The 20448-nt window shown below is 58.4% G+C and carries 16 protein-coding genes; 2 read left to right on the top strand and 14 right to left on the bottom strand.

From position 1 onward, the window contains the following. Window positions 1–11 precede the first annotated feature (11 nt). Both rpiB and PD282_RS11750 read left to right on the top strand, forming a co-directional pair. Window positions 12–509, top strand: coding sequence for a ribose 5-phosphate isomerase B (rpiB, locus tag PD282_RS11755; RefSeq protein ID WP_274650864.1), 498 nt, complete (start codon window positions 12–14; stop codon window positions 507–509). Beyond that, a complete protein-coding gene (locus PD282_RS11750) occupies window positions 472–1464 on the top strand; it encodes a dihydroxyacetone kinase subunit DhaK (RefSeq protein WP_274650863.1) in 993 nt (330 codons plus the stop codon). The genes rpiB and PD282_RS11750 overlap by 38 nt, the downstream gene beginning before the upstream one ends. 162 nt (window positions 1465–1626) lie before the next feature. Here the strand turns inward: PD282_RS11750 and PD282_RS11745 are convergent, their stop codons facing one another. The 14 genes from PD282_RS11745 to deoC all read right to left on the bottom strand — a co-directional run bounded on the left by PD282_RS11745 (window position 1627) and on the right by deoC (window position 20212). After that, window positions 1627–4284, bottom strand: a complete 2658-nt coding sequence (locus PD282_RS11745) for a hypothetical protein (protein WP_274650862.1) — start codon at window positions 4282–4284, stop codon at window positions 1627–1629. A gap of 26 nt (window positions 4285–4310) precedes the next feature. Then, window positions 4311–5420 carry a lactonase family protein gene (locus tag PD282_RS11740; protein WP_274655180.1) on the bottom strand — a complete coding sequence of 370 codons (1110 nt, stop codon included), beginning with the start codon at window positions 5418–5420 and terminating at the stop codon, window positions 4311–4313. Beyond that, complete coding sequence (locus tag PD282_RS11735) at window positions 5417–6229, bottom strand: SDR family NAD(P)-dependent oxidoreductase (RefSeq protein ID WP_274650861.1); 813 nt, start codon at window positions 6227–6229, stop codon at window positions 5417–5419. The genes PD282_RS11740 and PD282_RS11735 overlap by 4 nt, the downstream gene beginning before the upstream one ends. Before the next feature lie 19 nt (window positions 6230–6248). Continuing rightward, window positions 6249–7790: an extracellular solute-binding protein gene (locus PD282_RS11730; protein WP_274650860.1), complete on the bottom strand. Its 1542-nt coding sequence runs from the start codon at window positions 7788–7790 to the stop codon at window positions 6249–6251. A gap of 91 nt (window positions 7791–7881) precedes the next feature. Then, a complete protein-coding gene (locus tag PD282_RS11725; RefSeq protein ID WP_274650859.1) occupies window positions 7882–8763 on the bottom strand; it encodes a carbohydrate ABC transporter permease in 882 nt (293 codons plus the stop codon). Next, on the bottom strand, window positions 8763–9755 hold the full coding sequence (locus PD282_RS11720) for an ABC transporter permease (RefSeq protein WP_420832289.1): 993 nt from the start codon (window positions 9753–9755) through the stop codon (window positions 8763–8765). The genes PD282_RS11725 and PD282_RS11720 overlap by 1 nt, the downstream gene beginning before the upstream one ends. Window positions 9756–10027: 272 nt before the next feature. Beyond that, on the bottom strand, window positions 10028–12358 hold the full coding sequence (locus PD282_RS11715) for a helix-turn-helix domain-containing protein (protein ID WP_274650858.1): 2331 nt from the start codon (window positions 12356–12358) through the stop codon (window positions 10028–10030). Window positions 12359–12530: 172 nt separating this feature from the next. Then, window positions 12531–13967, bottom strand: coding sequence for an FAD-linked oxidase C-terminal domain-containing protein (locus PD282_RS11710; RefSeq protein WP_274650857.1), 1437 nt, complete (start codon window positions 13965–13967; stop codon window positions 12531–12533). 6 nt (window positions 13968–13973) lie between these two features. Beyond that, a complete protein-coding gene (locus tag PD282_RS11705; RefSeq protein ID WP_420832354.1) occupies window positions 13974–15320 on the bottom strand; it encodes a (Fe-S)-binding protein in 1347 nt (448 codons plus the stop codon). Further along, on the bottom strand, window positions 15320–16678 hold the full coding sequence (locus tag PD282_RS11700; RefSeq protein ID WP_274650855.1) for an FAD-binding oxidoreductase: 1359 nt from the start codon (window positions 16676–16678) through the stop codon (window positions 15320–15322). Before PD282_RS11700 ends, PD282_RS11705 begins: the two co-directional genes overlap by 1 nt. 181 nt (window positions 16679–16859) lie before the next feature. Next, complete coding sequence (gene dhaL / locus PD282_RS11695) at window positions 16860–17507, bottom strand: dihydroxyacetone kinase subunit DhaL (RefSeq protein WP_338045177.1); 648 nt, start codon at window positions 17505–17507, stop codon at window positions 16860–16862. A gap of 25 nt (window positions 17508–17532) precedes the next feature. Next, window positions 17533–18603 (bottom strand): MDR/zinc-dependent alcohol dehydrogenase-like family protein, encoded by a 1071-nt coding sequence (locus tag PD282_RS11690; RefSeq protein ID WP_274650854.1) that lies wholly within the window; start codon window positions 18601–18603, stop codon window positions 17533–17535. Between the two features lie 268 nt (window positions 18604–18871). Continuing rightward, window positions 18872–19252: a hypothetical protein gene (locus PD282_RS11685; RefSeq protein ID WP_274650853.1), complete on the bottom strand. Its 381-nt coding sequence runs from the start codon at window positions 19250–19252 to the stop codon at window positions 18872–18874. Between the two features lie 276 nt (window positions 19253–19528). Next, window positions 19529–20212: a deoxyribose-phosphate aldolase gene (deoC, locus tag PD282_RS11680; RefSeq protein ID WP_274650852.1), complete on the bottom strand. Its 684-nt coding sequence runs from the start codon at window positions 20210–20212 to the stop codon at window positions 19529–19531. Between the last annotated feature and the right edge of the window lie 236 nt (window positions 20213–20448).

Raw genomic sequence — 20448 nt, 5'->3', positions numbered from 1 at the left:
GAGCCAATACGATGAAAATTGCCATCGGCTGCGATGAAGCCGCCTACACATTGAAGGAAATCGTCAAAGAGCATCTGGTCGCGCTCGGGCACGAGCCCGCCGACTACGGGTGCTACAGCACCGATCCGGTCGATTATCCGGACGTTGCGTTCAAGGTCGCGAAGGAGATCCAGGGCGGAAAATTCGAGCGGGGCATCCTGCTGTGCGGAACGGGCATCGGCGTCTGCATCACCGCCAACAAAGTAAGAGGCGTCCGGGCGGCGCTGTGCCACGATTGTTATTCCGCGGAACGGTCGCGCAAGAGCAACGACGCGCAAATTATAACGATGGGCGCGCGCGTCATCGGGCCGGAGCTGGCCAAGAGCATCGTCTCCGTCTGGCTGGAAAGCGAGTTCCAGGGCGGCAAATCCGCCGGCAAAATAAGCCGGATTCAATACTACGAGCAGAAGGAATTCGAGGAGGAGAGCGAACTTGAAGAAGCTGATCAACAATCCGGAACAAGTTGTTGACGACATGCTCGCCGGCTTCCTGCGCGCAAACGCGGCGATCGTTCGCCGCAGCGAGCGCGACCCGCGCGCCGTCGTCCGCGTGATGAAGGAACCGGATACCGTCGGCGTCGTCATCGGCGGCGGCTCCGGCCATAAACCCGCCTTCATCGGCTATGTGGGCGAAGGCATGGCGGACGGCGTGGCGGTCGGCAACATTTTCGCCTCCCCTTCCCCTTACCCGATCCTGGCCGCAATGCAGGACATGCATCAAGGGAAAGGCATTCTGCTGATTTACGGCAACTACTCCGGCGACTGCATGAATTTTTCGATGGCGGCCGAGCTGGCCGAGATGGAGGGCATCGACGTAAAGCAAATCATCGTCGGCGACGACGTCGCTTCCGCTCCGCAGGAAGAAGCCGAGCGGCGCAGAGGCATTGCCGGCGAATTTTTCGTCTACAAAATCGCAGGGGCGAAAGCCCAGTCCGGCGCCTCGCTTGAGGAAGTCTACGCGACGACCATGAAAGCAAACGGCTGGGTGCGTTCGATGGGCGTGGCGCTGTCGCCCTGTTCACTGCCGCAAACGGGTAAGCCGAGCTTCACCCTCGGCGACGATGAAATGGAAATCGGTCTCGGCGTGCACGGCGAGCCGGGCGTGCGCAGAGGCCCGCTGCTTCCCGCCAGAGACGTGGCCAAAGAGCTCGTCCAAACGATTCTAAGCGATTTCGACTGCAGCGGCGGCGAAGTGGCCGTGCTTGTCAACGGCCTGGGCTCCACCTCGCTTATGGAGCTGTATATTATGTATGACAACATTGCCGACGAGCTGGAAACGCGCAACGTTAAGATTGCCCGTTCCTTTGTCGGGGAATACGTCACCTCGCTGGAAATGGGCGGCTGCTCCCTCTCGATCCTGAAGCTGGACGACGAGCTGAAGGAGCTGCTGAACAAGCCGGCGCGGACGGGCTGCCTTACGCTTTAGCGCGCGGTCTGACGCAGGCTCCGCGCAAAGACGATCTGCCGGCGCTCGAGGACAGCGTCGTATCGCCGCAGGCCGTCGGATCGATAGCGAAAGTAAAACGGCTTATCGTCGAGTAATCAAAAAGCAGCGGCGCCTGTTGTCAAGCGCCGCTGCTTTTTCACTTTATTCGCCTGCCGCGGAAATCATATAGTACGGCTGGTTGGAAAGCTGTTCGTTCAAGCCCGGGTACAGCCATGCATCGCCTTCGTCGTCCTTCGCTTCAAAATAGTAAAGGAGCGAGAACGGCGAGTCTGTATAATCGGCCGGAATGCGGGCGGAAAATGAATCGCCGGTCCGCGACATTTCCGCGAGCCTATAGCGCTCTCCTTGATTCGCATGCCGGTAATGCAGGTTAATTCTGAGACCGGCCGGCGCATCCGGCACTTCGACCGCCACATCCAGGGCGCTCCCTTTGCGAAAATGATCCGGAGCTTCGTGCCTGCAAGCCATCCGCTCCTTCTTCCTGCTGTCCTGCAAAAACGGAGCCGCAGCCGCCAGTTTGCCCTCATCCGCCGGTTCCGCCGCCGCTTTCGCTTCGCGCAGCTTAAGCTCCATCGCTTCGATATCGCGTTCGATCGCCTGGAGCCGGTCGGCCCAATGCCCTCTCACATGCGGAGTATACCCGAACGTGATGTCCGGTTTATAGACGTCCTTCGAGATGGAGACGAGGTGCCTCCACGAATCGGCGGCGGACTTATACAGCCGCAGCGCCTCCTCCAGCCGGGCGGAATCCCGGCTGCGCTCAAACAGCGCATAAGCCAGAGAAGCGCGGAATTTCGCGGCAAAGAAGCGGCCGATGTCGATCAGCATTGCCGTATCGGTCTCAAACCGGCGGAACGCGGGAGCATCGCGGTGCTGCGTTTCACGCGCCGCTTGGGACAAATGGATTTCCGCCGTATCGGCCAGCCGCTCCAGACGGCCGGCGGTTTCCAGAGGGGTATATTTCCCCCGGCGAAATCCCCGGACGATGTCGTCCGCAAACTCGTCGACCCGGTAAAACAGCGCCGTATCGATCGGGCTGGAAGCGCCGAACGTTCCGGGCTTCGGCGTGTCGAAATCGTAATACGTGGAAGCTCCGGTGTTCACGATCGGCTGATTGGTGTACATCTCGGGCCAATAAACGACATTGGCTGCGGACGGCAGATGAGCGGCCGTGACCAGCGGAAGAATCCGGCTTGCATGGGCAAGCGCCTGCTCGCAGGAAGCGGCCGCCCCGCCATACTCTTGGCGAAGGTAACGCCGCCAGGAAGCGGGATCCGCATCCGGATTGTACAGCAGGCGTCCCCATAACCGGTAATAATAGCGGTATTTCATCCAGTCCCGGTTCGGCAGCTGCAGCGCTTGGTCGAGGTACGGCTCCCGGCCGCCGGGCGAGCCCGATCCTTTGCGGCCTTTGAACGTTAACGGCTCGCACAATTCGATGCCCAGCGCGCCGCAGAAGCTTGCATAGCGGCCGTATCCCGAGGCGATCTCCGGGTCACCCCAAAGCAGCAGCTTCTGCGTGCCCGGCCACAGCCGGAACATCACTCCGAAGGCGCGGTCATCCTGCATATAGTCCGCGTATCCGTACCGGGTAAATCTGCGGGATAACGCCGTAATCGCCTGCATATCCATCGTCGAATGATCGGGCGGCGAAAATTCGTTTTCCCGGATGGCCGCCTGGTGATAGGCAGGTCCCATGTGCTCCGCCCAGTATTTCGGTGACAACTGAACGGGCTGTCCCGTCCCCAGCGCCACCTTCAGCAATTCCTCGTTGATCCCTTTGGCATGCATGTCGATCTCGACCCGCCGACCGGCATCCTTCGTTCCCTCCATGACAACGCGCCAAAAGTCGTAGGCCGGCTCGGGAATGCCCCCTTCGTAATGAACGCGGAAGGTCAGGCCGTCGATGGACGGAAACTCCTTCAGCAGCACCCGGATCGCGTCCCGGCAGTATTCGGCATGATTTTGCGGCGTAATCCCTTCGATCGAATAATTCATATTCGGGCTGTCCGTAAACTCGTACGAATGATTCCATAAGCCCAATTGAAAATGAAGCCCCCTGCGCCTGCATGCTTCCCCGATATATTGAAGCATGTCATAGTTGCGCCGCCTCTCTTCCTCGGAAAGCTCCGCAACCTGCACGCCGTAACCGGGCACGCGAAACAAGAACGGATAGCTGAAACAGAAATAATTGTCGCGCACATCGGGGTCGTGGCCGTAATCGTAGCCCATGCCGAGCGCGAGACAGAAACGGTTGAAGCGCTGCGCCGCAAGCTCGGTCAAATAGCCGTCCCAGAACGACCGGTCGTAAAACCACGGCTTATCTTCCGGTTCGCAGGCGAATAATCGGGTTACGCTTCGGATCCGGTTGGCGGGTTTTTCGGCGAACGAAACCGTGTCCCGAAGCGCTGCCGCCGCATTCTCGGCCAATCGGACGCGGTCCGTCAGCTCCAGCACGGCATAAACGAGGCCGCGGGCGTCGAAGCCGGAGGCGGCGATCAGCCCAGGGGACGCGGCCACGGCAAATGCTTCGGCCTCCTCGGGCAAATTCACCTTAGCCTGCTCGAAAGCCGAACGGACAAGCGGCGACTCCGGTCCGGCGATTACGATTTGCACGGCCGCACCGGATCCCGGTATGTACTCCTCGGCGTACCCGGCGGGAATTTGGCGCTCCTTCAGCGCTTCCGACAGCTGCTCCGCCGCCCATACGACCGAAGCTTGCGAGGCAAGCGGATCGTGGCGGTCAAGGACGAGTATCACTTCAGGAAACGCTGCTGAATCGGGGGTACCATTAAACATCGAAATCACGCTCCTTTAGCATCCGTTTAGGCCCGTTCATGCTGCGGCGGCAGCACCATCATTTTGACGCAAACCGGCATCGGCACCTCGATTTGATACCCTGTCGGATGCAGTCTGCCGCTCTTGCGGTCGATGCGAAATACGACGATATTGCCGCTGTCCTGATGAGCCGCGAGCAAAAAGTTTCCCGTGGGATCGATCGCGAAGCTTCTCGGCGCTTTTCCGAGCGACGGCTCATGCCCCCTGTATTCAAGCCTGCCGTCGGTCTGGTTGATTGCATAAACAACGATACTGTCATGCCCGCGATTCGAGCCGTACAAGAACGTCCCCTCGGCGTTTACCTGCACATCCGCGCAATGGCTGACGCCGCGATAATGTTCAGGCAGCGTCGATACGGTTTCTTTCGGCACGAGACGGCCTTCAGCCGGATCATAATCATAGCCGGTAATCGTATTGCCCAGTTCATTGATCACATAGGCCCAAGGATGACGAGGGTGAAAAGCGAAATGACGCGGGCCGGACCCGGCTTCCAGCGGCACCGACGAACGGAATTGTAAGCTTCCGTTTGCCGGGTCCAGACCGTAAAGGATCACTTGATCGGCACCGTACTCGGCGGCCGCCGCGAAGCGGCCGCCGCCGTCCAGCGTAATGGAATGGACGCGCGGTCCCTGCTGTCGGGTCGGATGAACGCTGGAGCCCTCGTGCTGTTTGAAATCCGTCATCGCCCCGAGGCTCCCGTCTTCCCGCACGGGATGGACGCATACGCTGCCGCTCCCGAAATTCGCCGCCAGCACGTATCGGCCGTCGCCGCCCACGACGAGATGGACCGGCTTGGAGCCGCCCGAAGGCTGCTCGTTCAAATAGCGCGGCAGCCCCGTGCGGGAATCAATCTCGTAAGCGCTTACCTTACCTTCGCCGTCGATCGTATTCGCGGCGTACAAATATCGCCTGCCGGGGTCGATCGCCAGATAGGTCGGGTTCTCGCCGGCGGCAGCGCTGCCGGTATAGGACAGCTCGCCGCTGGCGGGATTCATCCGGAGGACGTAAATCCCTTCGCTCTCCCCTTCGGTATAGGTTCCGATATACGCCAGTATTGCCGCATTCTCGTTCATAACCGTTCCCGTGCTCTCCTTCATTGGTTCCAAATGCCGAGGCCCTCTTCGACCGATTCGGCTACCCCGTCCGCAAGCTGGGCGGTTAATCCCCCGTCCACCACCAAAGCGTGGCCGGTAACGAAGGAGGATTCGTCCGACGCAAGGAAAAGAGCCGCCATGGCCGCCTCGCGCATCGTGCCCGGCCTTCCGAGCGGATAGGTCGCTTTTTGCCGCCGAACCTCCTCGGGGTATTTCTCAAGAAATTCAATCTTGCCTTCCGTGACGATTCTGCCGGGGCAAATCGCGTTCACCCGAATATTGTGCTTCCCATAATCCAGCGCCATCTGGCGGCTTAAATTAATGATGGCGGCTTTGGCGGCGGCATACGCCGAATGTCTTCTTCCGCCCAGCAGCCCGTGCACGGACGCGGTATTGATAATCGAGCCGCCTCCCGCCTTCATCATCCCCGGAAGCGCATACTTGCTTCCCAGAAAAGCCGCCTTGACCGACGAACCGAATACGACGTCCCAATCCGCTTCCTCCTGCTCGACGACCGATGCCACGCGGCCTGTATACGCATTATTCATCAAAATGTCGAGCCGTCCGCACGTTTCTTCGGCATAACGAATCAGTTTCTGCAGCTCATCCGGATTCAGCACATTGGCCCGGAAGTAGCTTGCTCTTCCCCCTGCGGCGACGATCCGGTCGGCGACCTGCTGCCCCAGACCTTCCCGCGCCCCGTCGTCGCTGACGATCACGTAAGCGCCTTCTTCGGCGAACAGCTCCGCGCAGCCTCTTCCGATTCCGGAAGACGAGCCCGTAATGACGGCCGCTTTGTCCTTTAATCTCATTTCCAACTCCTCCTTCGTTTTATTGATTCTTCAGCTTCTCCTGGTACAGCTCGTTCAGCTCTTTCAAGTGCTTCTGGAAGCTCGGATCGTCCTTGAAGCTTTGCACGAACTTGTCCCAATCGTCCAGCGTGTTTTTCCCGATGATGACGTTCGTTTCCATGTCGTTGATCTTTTTGTTCCAGTCCGCGCTTTTTTCGAGCGCAGTCGGGGTGACGAGACCGAGTCCGGGATTGGGCTTGGCTAAGGTGGCGATCTGATCGACAAGCTTGTGATTATACGCCTTCGTTTCCGGGGTCATCCCGGGCAGGTCCGCTTTAACGTATTTGTCGTAATAGCTGGAAACCCATTGAGCGGACGTATCGAAGGCATAGCCCTTCTTCTTGCCGACTTCCGTCTGCGTAATATCGCCCGCATCGTTCTCGGTGTAGTCCACGCCTTTGATGCCGTACGCTACTAAATTATAAACCTCGCGGCTTGCCGTGTAATTATAAACTTCTAAAATTTTCTTTAATTTCGCTTCGCTTACTTTTTTGTTGATCATGAAAATGCCGAACGAGCCCGGCGCGGCTTCCATGTAGACGTTGCCGTCGGGTGCCGCGGGAAACAAATACGGCTTGATGACGCCCTTCGGATTAACCTTCGAGAGATCGTCCGTATACAAATGGCCGTCGTAAACGTTGGAGAAGCCCATTCCCGCTTTGCCCTGGGTCATGAAATCCCGGGTTTGGCTCGTCTGCAGGAGCGGCAGGTCCGGCACCATGATGCCCGCTTTGTCCACCTTGTTCCAGAAGCTCAGCGCGTCCTTCATTTTCGGATTGAAGAAGCTCGGCATCAGCTGGCCTTTCTCGTCGACATAGGTTTGCAGACCGTTGCCGAACATCGAAAAATCGTAGGTGGACAGCGCCGGCGTACCTTGGCCGACAAACCCGTACGTATCGTCCTTGCCGTTGCCGTCCGGATCGTCCTTAGTGAACGCTTCCATTACGTGATAAAATTCGTCCATCGTCGTCGGCGCCTTCAGCCCCAATTTGTCCAGCCAGTCCTGGCGAATCAGCAGCGATTGATGGCCGACGATCGGCCGGACGCGGGGAATGCCCATCGTCTTTCCTTTTACGGCTACATTGCTGTAAATTTCAGGCGGATAAGCGGCCAAGTTCGGATAGTCTTTAATGTAAGGCGTCAAATCCCAAAAAGCGCCCTGCTTCGTTGCGTTCGCGAACGTCTGCGTCGTGGCGTCCCAGACGAGCGTGACGTCGGGAAGATCGCCGGCGGCCAGCATCACGTTCAATTTGTCCGTATAATTGTTGGCCGGGACGTAGGTGACGTTGATTTTGACGTTAAATTTGGCGTTGATTTGTTTCAGGCTGTCGAGATCGTTGCTCGGCACCGAGTTATACGTCGTCGTCAAAATGTTGATTTCCGTCGGTTTGGACGATTTCTCCGGCGCCGAAGCTGCGGACGGTTCGGATCCGGCCGGGGTTTTCCCGGAGCTGCAGCCTGCCGCCAGCAGTAACGAAGCGGATAGGATGCCGAATCCGAAGCTTTTGAACCCTTTTTTCATACATGAGCCTCCTCAAATGTTCTCTCTCGCTTTCAATAGACGGTCAATCCACACGCCGGCCATTTCTCACCTCCTTGCAAACGAAGCCGCCTCAGCCTTTCACGGAACCGACCATCATGCCTTTGACGAAATATTTTTGCAGGAACGGATAGACGAGGATGATCGGGAACGAAGCCAGGACGACGGCCGACATTTTAATCGTCTGCGGCGGCAGCATTTGATCGCTTTGCAGCATTTGCGCGACCGACGGATCGCCGACTTGGGTGGACGATTGAATCAGCAGCAGCTGCAGGACAACCTGCATCGGCCGGAACGCCGCATCGTTGATATACAGCACGGCATTAAAATACGTATTCCAGTACGCGACGGCAAAAAACAGGCTGAACGCCGCCATCGCCGACAGCGATACGGGCAGCATGATGCGAAAGAAGACGCCGATATCCGTGCAGCCGTCGATTTTCGCGGACTCTTCGAGCTCGTCGGGAATGTCCAGGTAGAAGCTTCGCATCAGGATGACATACCAGGCGCTCGTTAGCACGGGCAGAATGAGCGACCACAGCGTGTCGATGAGGCCGAGCTCCTTGACGAGCAGGTAATTCGGAATCATGCCCGGATTAAACAGCATCGTAAACAAAATGCCGAGCATGATGACGCGCTTCAGCCGGAACGTTTTGCGGGACAAGGCGTAGGCGAGCCCGCTGGTCAGGATAAGACTGCACGCCGTTCCGATCAAAGCCAGCGCGCCGCTGACGGCCAGGGAGTGCGGGAAGGTGGCGGTCGACAAAATAAACCGGTAAGAAGCAAGGCTCCAATGCTTCGGCACGATGACGAGCGGGGTTGTGGCATATTCGATCGGATCGGTGAACGAAACGATCACAACGTAAAGGAACGGCACCAGCGTCAGGAGCGAAAAGGCAACGAGAACGGCGTAATTGAAAGCGTCGAACAGGCGGGCTGCAGGGTGCGGCTTCATCAATATACTCCTTCCTCTCCGAATCTTTTGGCGATCCGGTTCGCGGTAATGACCAGGATGAGTCCCACAACCGATTTGAAAATGCCGACGGTGGTCGCAAAGCTGAACCGCCCGTTCTGAATGCCCATTCGGTAAGCATACGTGTCGAAAACGTCGGCCACTTGCGTGACCGCGGAGCTGGACATCAAATAAATCTGCTCAAATCCGGTATCGAGCACCTGCCCCAGCCGCAGAATCAATAAAATGATAATGGTGGCTTTAATCCCGGGAAGCGTTACATACAGCGCCTGCTTCCACCGGCCGGCGCCGTCCATGCGCGCCGCTTCGTACAATTCCGGGTTAATGCCCGCCAAGGCGGCGAGGAAAATAATCGTGCCCCATCCCGAATCCTTCCAGATCGATTGGGCCGTCAGCAGTGCCCAAAAGGTGCTGGAATTGGTTAAATAGTCGACCGATTTCCCGCCGGCATTCACGGTCAAATGATTGACGATGCCGTCTCCGCCCAGCGTCAGGAAGCAGATTCCCGCGATGACGACCCAGGAAAGAAAGTGGGGAAAATATACCGCGGTCTGTATCCATCGTTTAACGGCCATGTTTCGCAATTCGTTCAGCAGAAGCGCAAGCACGATCGGCGCGGGAAAAAAAAACAGGATGTTGAGAAAGCTGATCCCAAGCGTATTCCGGAACAGCAGCCAGAAGTCCGGGTTCAGGAAAAAGCTTTTAAAGTTTGCAAACCCGACCCACTCGCTTTTGAAAAACCCCAAATAAGGCGAATAGTCGTTAAACGCCAGCGTCAATCCCCACATCGGCACATATTTGAAGAGAATGAAAAACAACAGGCCCGGCAGCGCCAGGACATACAAATATTTCTCCTGCCGGAACGTTCGTCCCCAGCCCGTCAGCCAGCGGCGCAGGCGGTGCGGAGACGCGTTCTGATGGGGCAGTTGAACCTGCTTATCGGCCGATAATGCGGTGTCCTGCGATTTCGTCAATACGCTCACCCTTTCGTGATTTGAATTTCGGAATGCTAATCCGTATTGTAAGCACGCCGAAATGTACGCACAATGAGCGAATTGTGATGCTCCCGATGTGCCGGCTTTTGACGCGGGCTCACAAAATGAGCATCGGCAAAAGCGCGCGGCATGGCGCCGGGGACGATAATGACGTTATCATCATGCCCCGCCGAGCCGGCGTTTGACCGGCGGGACGTTCATCCGGATTACGGCGCCGAGCCGGCGTTTGACCGGCGGGACGTTCATCCGGATTACGATTGCTCGCGATACATGCCGGGCGTCACGCCTTCGATTTTTTTGAACACGCGAATGAAATTTTGCGTGTGCAGGTAGCCGACCCGCACCGAAATATCCGTTACCGGGAGATCCGTCTTCCGCAGCAGCTCCTTGGCTTTTTCGATCCGAACCTGCGTGACATAATCGGTAAACGAGACCTGCTTGAACCTTTTAAACAGCTTGCTGAGGTGAGTCCGGCCGACGCCGAAATCGCGGGCGCATTGATCCTGGGAGAGGTCGGTATCGTAGTGGTCCCGGATGAAGGCGGCGACATTGTCGATCATCTGCTCGTGCTCCAGCAGCGTTTTGTTCTGAACGAACGTGACGACCGGTACGATCAGCTTTTGGACAAACCAGGCGTTGAGCTCTTCCATGCTTTGCGTTTTGCGCAGCCGGTCGTAAGGCTCTTCATCCTTGAACACCGTGTCCAAATCGATGCCCAGCAGGTACATGGCGCGGATCGTGGTGCCCAGAAGCTGCGTGTACGACATATGAATGATTTTCGCTGCATTTGTGGCCCCTAACACATACCTGGAAAATTCATGCAGCATGCGCTGCGCTTCCTCCAAATCGCCCCGTTTTAACGACTCCTCGTAATGCTGCTCCAGTTCAATCGGGTACCGGTAACTGCCGCTTGTCTTCAGAAAAATGTTGTCCTGGTCGATCACCTGCCCGCTCCCGGCAACCAGCCGCGAATTTAAAGCGGCAACGGCCTGGCGGAACGACTGCGGCAGGTCCCGGATTTCATTCGTCGCCGTACCGAATCCGGCCGTGGTCGGCAGCCGCAGGTAATTCGTCAGCACCCTCCTCGCCTCCTCCGCGAACGCCTTCACCGATGCGTTCCAGCCTTCGTCGGTTTTTGCGTCGATGTCCGTCTCCGGCCTGCTCCACAGCAGCACGGCAACCTGATCGTTGAGCAGATTGACGGCAATTCCGCGGAACGAATGATCGGCATTGCCCGCCATATCGCCGACAATATTTTTCATGGCAAACACGATCAAATCCTGATCCCGTTCCGAAAATCTCCCCTCCGCCCCGGAGCTTCGGTCGCAAATCAGGACAAATACGGCGAATGCCGCCCGATGCGGTAAACCGTAACGCTGAAACAGGCTTTCGAGCTCGGTTTGCGTGTAATGGATCAGATGCCCCTGCAGCGTCTGCATGACAAACGATTCCTGAAGGATGGGCAGCTGGTGGGACAGCTGAAGCTGCAGCTCGCTCGTCTTGTTTTTCAAAGCCAGCCAATGCCGCACCACGAATCCGATTTCGTCCCCGTCCGTCTCGTTCCCGGCGGCATCGCGCCTGATATGGGACAACAAGACGGCAACCGGCCGGTATAACCATCGGGTGCCCAAAATCGTGAACGCGAAGGCCGGCAGCAGAACGGCGGCGAGAACGGCCGCGGTAATGACGCCGATCCCCGCCGACTTGGCGTTCAGCTGACCGGCTGGAATCAGATCGATATACTGCCAGCCGGTATACGGCGAGGTAAGCGTCGTAACCAGATAGTCGCGGTCGTTCCATCGAAAATGCAGCTTATGGTTCGTTCCGCCGCTTTCCCGAATCCGGTCGAGCAGCGCGGCGGGGATCGCGGATGCGGAGGAATTGAACACCGTGTGCTCCTCGTTGTCGACGACGGCCCTCACTTGCCCGGGGTATACGATCGAGCCTTGAAGCGCATTTCCGAACAGCTTTTTGTCGATGCGAACGAGCATCAGCCCAAGCGGGCTGCTGTCCTGCAGCGGCAGCTTGCTGATAAACGTAATGCCGTCGTCCGGATCGTTCGGGCGGATTCGAAACACTTCATTTACCCATTGAAACGGTTTCCGGTACCCGATCGCGTCGTTCAGCTTATTCCGGTCGTAGACGGGCACAACCCGGAACAAGCCGGACGAGGAGGAGAGGATGTAATTGTCTTTGACGTACATCGAAATATCGAGCACGAGTTTGTGGTTATTTTGAAAAGGAAGGAAAAACTGGGAGACCAGCATGTTGTAATCCAGCTCGGCATGCTTGACCTTCTGAAGCGCGGAGCTGCTGAACAGAGGCAGAAAAAGCATCTGCAGCGTACTGTCCTGAATGTTTTGCAATTCGCTGTCGATCGACGCGGACGTACTCTCGAGCAGCTGGAGATTCGCGCGGTTCACTTCGTTTTGCAGCGCCTCCGCGGAGAACAGGTAGCTGCTGACGCCTACGATAACGGTGGGAAGAACGGCTGCAGCGAGCATCAGCATGATCATTCTTCTCAGCAAGGTCGATTTCATGCTGAACAGCGGCTTTTCTTCCCGGTTCCCATTGATGCTCATGAACGACTTCCCCCTTCTTAAGTTGCCCGGCAGCAGTATTAAGCCGCTCGAATATAGAAGAAGGCCGTATCCCAGTAGATCCCGTCTACTTTGAGATACAGCCTTGTTCACCTGTTTATCGTGCCTATGACCCGGCGCTGCGCCGAATGCAGCCGCCCGCGGATCTTCCCGTTTACGGCCTCGCCGCCGCGGCCACATGCTTCACTTCCACGCAGCGCGCGGGATTCGGGAACATTTTGTCCGGGTTGCACAGATTGTCGGGATTAAACGCTTCGCGAAGCGACAACTGCACCCGGATTTCCTCATCCGTGAAAATATAGCGCATATCCTCCATTTTTTCGATGCCGACGCCATGCTCGCCCGTTATGGAGCCGCCGACCTCGGCGCATGCCTTCAGCACCTCCGAGCCCGCCTTCACCGCATTCTCTTTCTCCCCGGGAATGCGGGAATCGAACAGGATCAGCGGATGGAGATTGCCGTCCCCGGCATGGAAGACATTGGCGATCCGCAGCCCGTATTTGGCGCTGATCGAAGCCACTTCTGCGAGCACCTCCGGCAATCGGCTGCGCGGAATAACCCCGTCCTGCACCAGATAGTCGGGCGAGATGGTGCCCATCGCGCCGAAAGCCGTCTTGCGGTTGGCCCACCACCGGGCGCGCTCGTCGGCATCCGCCGCCTGCTTCACTTCGCGGACGTTGTGCTTGCGGCAAACCTCCAGCACCTGGTCGATTTGATGCTGCAGGCCCGCCTCGATGCCGTCGACCTCGACGATCAGCACGGCGCCGAGATCGCGCGGATAGCCGACCGGGTAGTTGCCGGATTCGACGCCTTCGATCGCGGTATTGTCCATCATTTCCAGCGCGGCCGGAACGATTCCGGCGGCGATGATGTCGGACACCGCATGGCTGGCGTCGTTCACGTCGTCGTACAGCGCAACCGCCGTTTTGACGCCCTGCGGCTTTTTGAGAATGCGCACCGTAATTTCGGTGACGATCCCCATCGTCCCTTCCGAGCCGGTCAGCACCCCGAGCAAATCGTAGCCCGGCGCGTCGGGAACGCCGCCCAGCCGGACGATGTCGCCGTTTGGCAGGACGAGCTCGAGCCCGAGCACATGGTTGGTCGTGACGCCGTATTTCAGGCAGTGCGCCCCGCCCGCGTTCTCTCCGACGTTGCCGCCGATCGTGCAGGAAGCCTGGCTCGACGGGTCCGGGGCATAATAATAGCCCTTGGTCGAAATCGAATTGGAAAGCTTCAGGTTGATGTACCCCGGCTGCACGACGGCCCGCCGGTTCAAATAATCGACCTCAAGCAGCTTGTTCATACGCGCAAGACTGATGAGCACTTCCCCGTTCAGCGCCGTCGCCCCGCCGCTTAAGCCCGTGCCCGCGCCGCGCGGGATGAACGGAATTTGCTGCCGGTGCATATATTGGACGGCCGCCGCGACCTCCTGCGTGTTCGCCGGGAATAGAACGGCGCCGGGCAGGCCTTTATGAATCGTATAGCCGTCGCATTCATAGGCAAGGAGATCCTCGTACCGGTGCAGCACCGACCGGCTGCCGAGCAGGCGGGTCATCTCGGCGATGAAAACGTCGCGTTTCTTCGGATCCATCTGGTTTTAGACCCCCTCGCGCGCAAGCGGATTGACGCCTTGATAAGACCAATCCAGCAGCTGAATCGTATGCAAAATCTCTTCCGGGCGGTTATCCCGGACGACGCCGACCCGGAACTGCATCATGCACCCCGGATTGCCCATGACGACGGCGTCGCAGCCGGCCGGAATGTCGTCCATTTTCCGGTCCAGCAGCTGACCGGCCATATCCGGATGAGTCAAATTGTAGACGCCCGCGCTTCCGCAGCAGCGGTCGGCATCCGGCATCGCCACCATTCGGAGACCCGGAATCGCTTCCAGCAGCCGCCGCGGCTCGCTGCGGATTTTTTGCGCATGGGCCAGATGGCAGGCGTCGTGATACGTAACGGTCAGGTCCAGCCTGCCTTCCGGCGGAATGAGGCCGAGTCGGTCGAGAAACCGGGACACGTCCGTCACCTTGTCGGTAAACTGCTGCGCTTTGGCGCTGTACGCCTCATCGTGCTTCAACAGCTCCCAATACTCTCTCAGCGTGGAGCCGCAGCCGGCGGCGTTAATGACGACGGCGTCGATCTCCTGCGACAGAAACACGTCGATATTCCGCCGGGCCAGCATTTTCGCCGTATCCCGGTCGCCCGCATGCACGTGCAGCGCGCCGCAGCAATTTTGATTTTGCGGAATCCACACCTCGCAGCCGTTCCGGCGCAGCACGTTCACCGTCGCTTCATTGACGTCGCCGAACATGACGTCCATGACGCAGCCGGTCAGCATCGCCACCCGCGCCCGCTTCGTCCCGAACGCCGGCAGTACCTCCGGCATCCGGTGCAGCACGGGAGGCGCGGTCACCTCCGGCACGGCCCGTTCCATTTCCCGCAAATGCGCCGGCAAAATGTTCAGCAGCTTCGTTGACCGCACCGCGGAGCGCAGCCCCGTTTTTTGATACAGCTTCAGCAGCTTGTACATCCGGTTCATCCGTTTCGGGTACGGAAACAGCTTGTGCAGAAAGAAGGAATGCACGAAACCGGACGCCCCGCTCGGCGGCTCCGATTTATACAGCTGGCCGCGCGCTTCCTCGACCAGGGAGCCGACCTGCACGTTCGCCGGGCAGGCCGTTTCGCAGGCGCGGCAGTCCAGGCACGTCCCGACCGGATCGGCGAAATATTCGTTCAGGTCTATTTTTCCTTCAGCCACCGATTTGATCAGGTAGACGCGTCCGCGGGGAGAATGCGCTTCGAGCCCCGTTTGCTGATAGGTCGGACAAGCCTCCAGACAGATGCCGCAGTGCACACACTGCGAGAACTTGTCCTCTTCCGGCGCATCCTCGAACGGATAATTGGACTTCAAGACGGGCGGCAGCTTCACTTCGGCTGTCACGATCAGATCCCTCCCACAAAACGGCCGCGGTTTAAAATATGGGCCGAATCGAATTGTTGCTTGACGCTGCGCATCAATTCATTGCCGCTGCGGTCCGTTCCCCACGCGGGCACGGCGGAACGAACCTCCGGCGGCGCGAAGGAAAGCGTTGCGCCGCCATTCAATTCCTCCATATAGACGAAAACGCTGCGTATCCACCGGATCGTCTCCTGCAAGCGCTGCCAATCGGCGGCGACCGTCGCGTGACTGATTCCGGTGTACAGCCCGCCGCCGAATCGGACTTGAAGCCCCGCTTCTTCGCCGCTCTTTACCGCAAATTCGCAAATGTCCGGCACATCCGTCAGCCGGGACAGCAGCTTCATCGAAACAATCAGTCGGTCAGGCGGCGCATCGAGCGCATTCGGCGCCAATGCGCGCAGCCCCTCGATGACCGGCTCGGTTTCCCCGCAGCCGCAAATTTCGGCAAACGGCTTCAGCCCTGCGTCCTCCGCAGCGGACTTCAGCCGGTCCAGTTGATAGCGGACGGACGCTTCGACGTCCTCGAACAGGACCAGCACCATCGGCTCGGGCGAACCGAACAGCTCCTGCGCCTCCGCCGCGCTGATCAGCTCCGCCGCGCACGGCTCCAGCTGGGAATCGAGCAGCGATTCCTGCAGCCTTTTCCATTCGCCGAGGCCGCCGGAACGGAACGCGGCCAGACCGGCCGAGGCCGGCAGCGGGCGGATTTTAAACGTCAGCTCGGTCAGCACGCCAAGCGTGCCCATGGAGCCGACAAACAATTTGTTCATATCGTAGCCGGCGACATTTTTCACCACTTTGGCGCCCGTGCGAATGATCGTGCCGTCCGCAAGCACCGCCCGGGACGCGATCAGATGGTCCCTGACCGACCCGTAAAGCGCCCGCTTCGGACCCGAAGCATTCGCGGCCGTCATGCCGCCGATCGTCGATTGCCTGCTCCAGGCCGGATCCAGCGGCAGAAACTGCCCTTCCTCGCGCAGCTTGTCCTGCAGCTCGCCGACCGTCGTTCCGGGCAGGGCGGTCACCATCAGATCGCCCACGGAATGCTGCAAAATGCCCGACATCTTGCGCATGGAAAGCAAAATGTCGGCTTTCCCCGCGGCTCCCCCAAGCGCGTCCTTCGTGCCGCCGCCTTGAGGAACGACAGTATACCGGTTGGCGGACGCCAGCCGCAGCACGCCTGCCGTCTGCTCCTCGTTCTCCGGGGACACGATCAGGGAAGCCGCGATCCGGTAAGGAGAGACGGGCTGCGCCGCTTCTTCCGGAGCAGCTCCCGGGCCCGCCGTTTCCCGGATTTGATCGATCGCTCGGCGAACCGGAAATACCGTATCAGTACCATCCATTTCGATGCTGCCTCCTCGCATTGTTCATGGCCGGTCGCCATTATTGTAGCAAAATCGGCATCGGCCTCCTACAGACATTTCTTGCTGCCGCGCGGCGAACGGGCATCCGGCCGCCGCAGCCGGATGCATCAAGCGAAAGCGGCAGCCTTGCGGCTGAGCCGGGCTGCCGCTTCGCATACGTTCATGCGCTTTGCCCTTCGAGCGCTCCGTCGCAGAAGGCGGAGAAGATCAGGTACGCGGAAGTCGCGCCCGGATCCTGATGCCCAAGTGACCGGTCGCCCAGCCTGCTGGACCTCCCGAGCCGGGAGAGCATATCCTTCGTCGCCTCCATTCCCCGTTTGCCGGCGGCGGATGCTTCCTTCAAGGTTGTCGCGATATCCTTTCCCTCGCTTTTCCCCGCCTGAAGCGCTTCCACGATAGGCATCCATGTATCGAGCATCGTTTTGTCGCCCGCCTGCGCCTTGCCCCGCTCCTGAATGCCTTTGACCGCCGCCGTCCAAAACGCGATGATATCGTCTTCGTCCAGCTCCCGCTTTCCCTGCAGCGCGGCCGCGCCGCGCATAAACGCCGTGGCGTACAGCGGCCCGACCGACGATCCGACCGCGCTCAGGAACGTCATGCCCGCCGCCTTGAACAGCTCCGCGCATTCGCTTCCCTCGCCGAAATCGTCCAGCTTCTTCCGGATCGCCTGCCAGCCGGTCGACATCGTAACGCCGTGGTCGCCGTCGCCGAGCGCGCGGTCCAGTTCGGACAGCCAGTCCTTCTCCGCCTCGATACGGTCCGCGACGCGGTTAAAAATCTCTTTCATCTGCATCGTTGTCAGCTTCACCGTTTGTCCTCCTTCTCCTGCTGCGTTACGGCACCAGTACGACTTTAAGCGAATTTTTCCCGCTCTGCACCAGCTTGAAGCCTTCCTCGAACCGCTCCAGCGGCAGCTTGTGGGTGACGACCCCCTCCGTCGGCAGCCTGCCCCCGGCAATCCCGTCGATCACAAGCGGGTAGCAGTACGGTCCGAGGTGCGAGCCGAGTACGTCCAGCTCTTTGCGGTCGCCGATAATGCTCCAATCGACCGTCACCGGCTCTTTGAACACGCTGAATTCGACGAACCGGCCGAGCTTGCGGATCATGGAAAGCCCCTGCTCGACCGATTTCGGATGACCGGTCGCTTCAATATAAATGTCGCAGCCGTAGCCCTCCGTCATCCCCTTGATTTCCGCGACGACATCGACCTCGGCCGGGTTCAGGGCGAGATCCGCGCCGAATTTTCGGGCCAGCCGGAGCCGGTCCTCGTTCAGGTCCAGCGCGATCAATTTTCCCGGGCCGGCCAGCCTCGCGGCGCCGATCATACCGAGGCCGAGCGTTCCCGCTCCCGAAATGACCACGATGTCGCCCAATTGAATTTGCGCGCGCTGCACCGCATGGAACGAGCAGGCGTACGGCTCGATGAGGATCGCGTCGTCGATCGGCAGTTCCTCGGGCACTTTATAGTTAATCGCTTCCTTCGTAAAAATCATATACTCCGCCATGCCGCCGTTTACGTTATGCTGAAACCCGTACAGGTCGTGCTTTTCGCACATCCAGTATTGGCCCCTCTTGCAAAAACGGCACTGCCAGCAGGGCACGATCTGCTCGGAAATGACCCGGTCTCCCACGCCAAAGCCCGAAACGCCTTCGCCCAGCGCGGCCACCCGGCCGATGAACTCGTGCCCCGGTATAACGGGTGCCTTTATATAAGCGGGCTGTTTCTCGTCGCCCCAGAAGCTCGGCGCGCCGCCGTAAGCTTTTATATCGCCCGCGCAAATGCCACACGCTTCCACCTTCACAAGCATTTCGCCGGGACCCGGCGACGGGACCGGCACCTCCTCCAGCCGGTAATCGCCGGGAGCGTAGGCTACAACCGCTTTCATTTTTGTCGGAATCGTCATCTTGCTTCCCCTCCTTACGGGTAAATGGCTTCCGGCCCGGTTTGTCTCGCCGGTTCTATTCAGACAATTCGACGCGATCCTTCGCATCTCCTTCCCGCCGCAAACAATTGGCCGTTTTCCGGATGGTTTCAACCCGATTCGACAAAATCGCCTTGACGGACGCGGCTCCACTCCCGCTGAAAGGGAAAGAAAAAGCCCGCTTCGCGAAGAAGCAGGCTGCAGTTCGTAAGATAAGTGCTTTTCGAATCCATGAACAGGGATCGGAAAATTAATAAGGATCGGAAATTGCGACCGCCTGATAAGCGTCCGCCCCGTAGTTCCACACGATATAAGCAATCACGTAACCGTTATTGGCATCGATGCCCGTTTGATAAGGGCTTCCATTCTCGGCCCACTGCCAGCCGCGGAACATGTAAGTACCCGCCGGGTCGGATTGGGCGTCCTGTGCGCTCTGGAATACGCCGACCCAGTCCCATCTGCCGTACACCTGCGGGGTAACGCTCCAATTCAGCGTAAATTCGCCGTCTTTTACACCCAGGCTGACATTATACGTTACGTTCTGGTCCTGCGCATCCTTGGGTGCGGGCTGGCCCTTCAACAGCTTGGCTTGTTCGGCCGGGTTTGCCGCTCTTGCGATTTGTTCACTCATAATGACACCTCCATAGGGATAAAATACTTTCATATTTTAACATGTAAAATATTATAAATAAATAGCTAAATCGAGGTTTTTCGATATTTTTTGATATATTTCGATTAAATTTCCAATGTTATGACGACAATTAACGGGACTATTTATCGATGACTCGCTCCGTACCGGGTGAATAGACGGATAAATATCGTTGTAGCAGAGCCGGGAGCCGATTAACATGACGGTGCCGAAGGACCTAAATTCGCACGATCCTCAGCGCCTGTATTCATCAAGCTTTTAATAGCCTTGGCCGCTTCCTCCGGTCACGATCGCCACGCTGGCGCTGGCCCCGATTCTTGTGGCGCCGGCTGCGATCAAAGCGCGCACGGCCGCCAAATCCCGAATGCCCCCGGATGCTTTCACGCCCATTTCCGGTCCGACCGTCCGGCGCATCAAGGCGATGTCCTCCGGCGTCGCCTTGCCCGCCGAGAATCCGGTACACGTTTTCACATAATCCGCCCCCGCCGATTTGCTGAGTTCGCAGGCGATCACTTTTTCTTTATCGGTCAGCAGCCCGGTTTCTATGATTACTTTTAGAAGAGCCCGGCCCGAGACCGCTTCCGCTACCGCGGCGATATCCTTCTCCGCCTCAATAATCAGGCCCGATTTCAGCGTGCCGATATTCAGCACCATATCGATTTCCGCGGCTCCGGCGGCAACCGCGTCCCTCGCTTCGTTCATTTTCGTGAGCGTGCTGCTCGCGCCGAGCGGAAAACCGACGACGGTGGCGACGCCAACGCCCGAGCCTTGAAGGCGTTCCGCGGCCAGCGGCACCCAGCAGGGATTGACGCACACCGCAGCGAAGCGGTACTGCATCGCTTCCTCGCACAGGCGGTTTATGTCCGCAGCTGTACTGTCGGGCTTGAGCAGCGTATGATCGAAATAAGAAGCCAGATTCGTGTCCGGAGTTAAAGATGCCATTTATATCGTCTCCTTTTAATTTCTAATTGATGTTATTAATAGTTTATATTTACATCTCATGAATATCATTTCAGCGCACAATGCCGAGACTTAGGTTTCAAAATGGGACGGCGGCCGAATCCGTCAGCTAAAGCTGATCGTACAACTCTCGTGCCCCAGCCGGGCCGGAAACGGGCAGCAGCGATTTTGTGAAAAGTGCACTGAACTTGTTTGGATGGGGACCCATGAAGCTCGAA

This window comes from Paenibacillus humicola (genome assembly GCF_028826105.1).
GTDB lineage: Bacteria > Bacillota > Bacilli > Paenibacillales > Paenibacillaceae > Paenibacillus_Z > Paenibacillus_Z humicola.
This window is presented reverse-complemented; position numbering and strand designations above follow the sequence as displayed.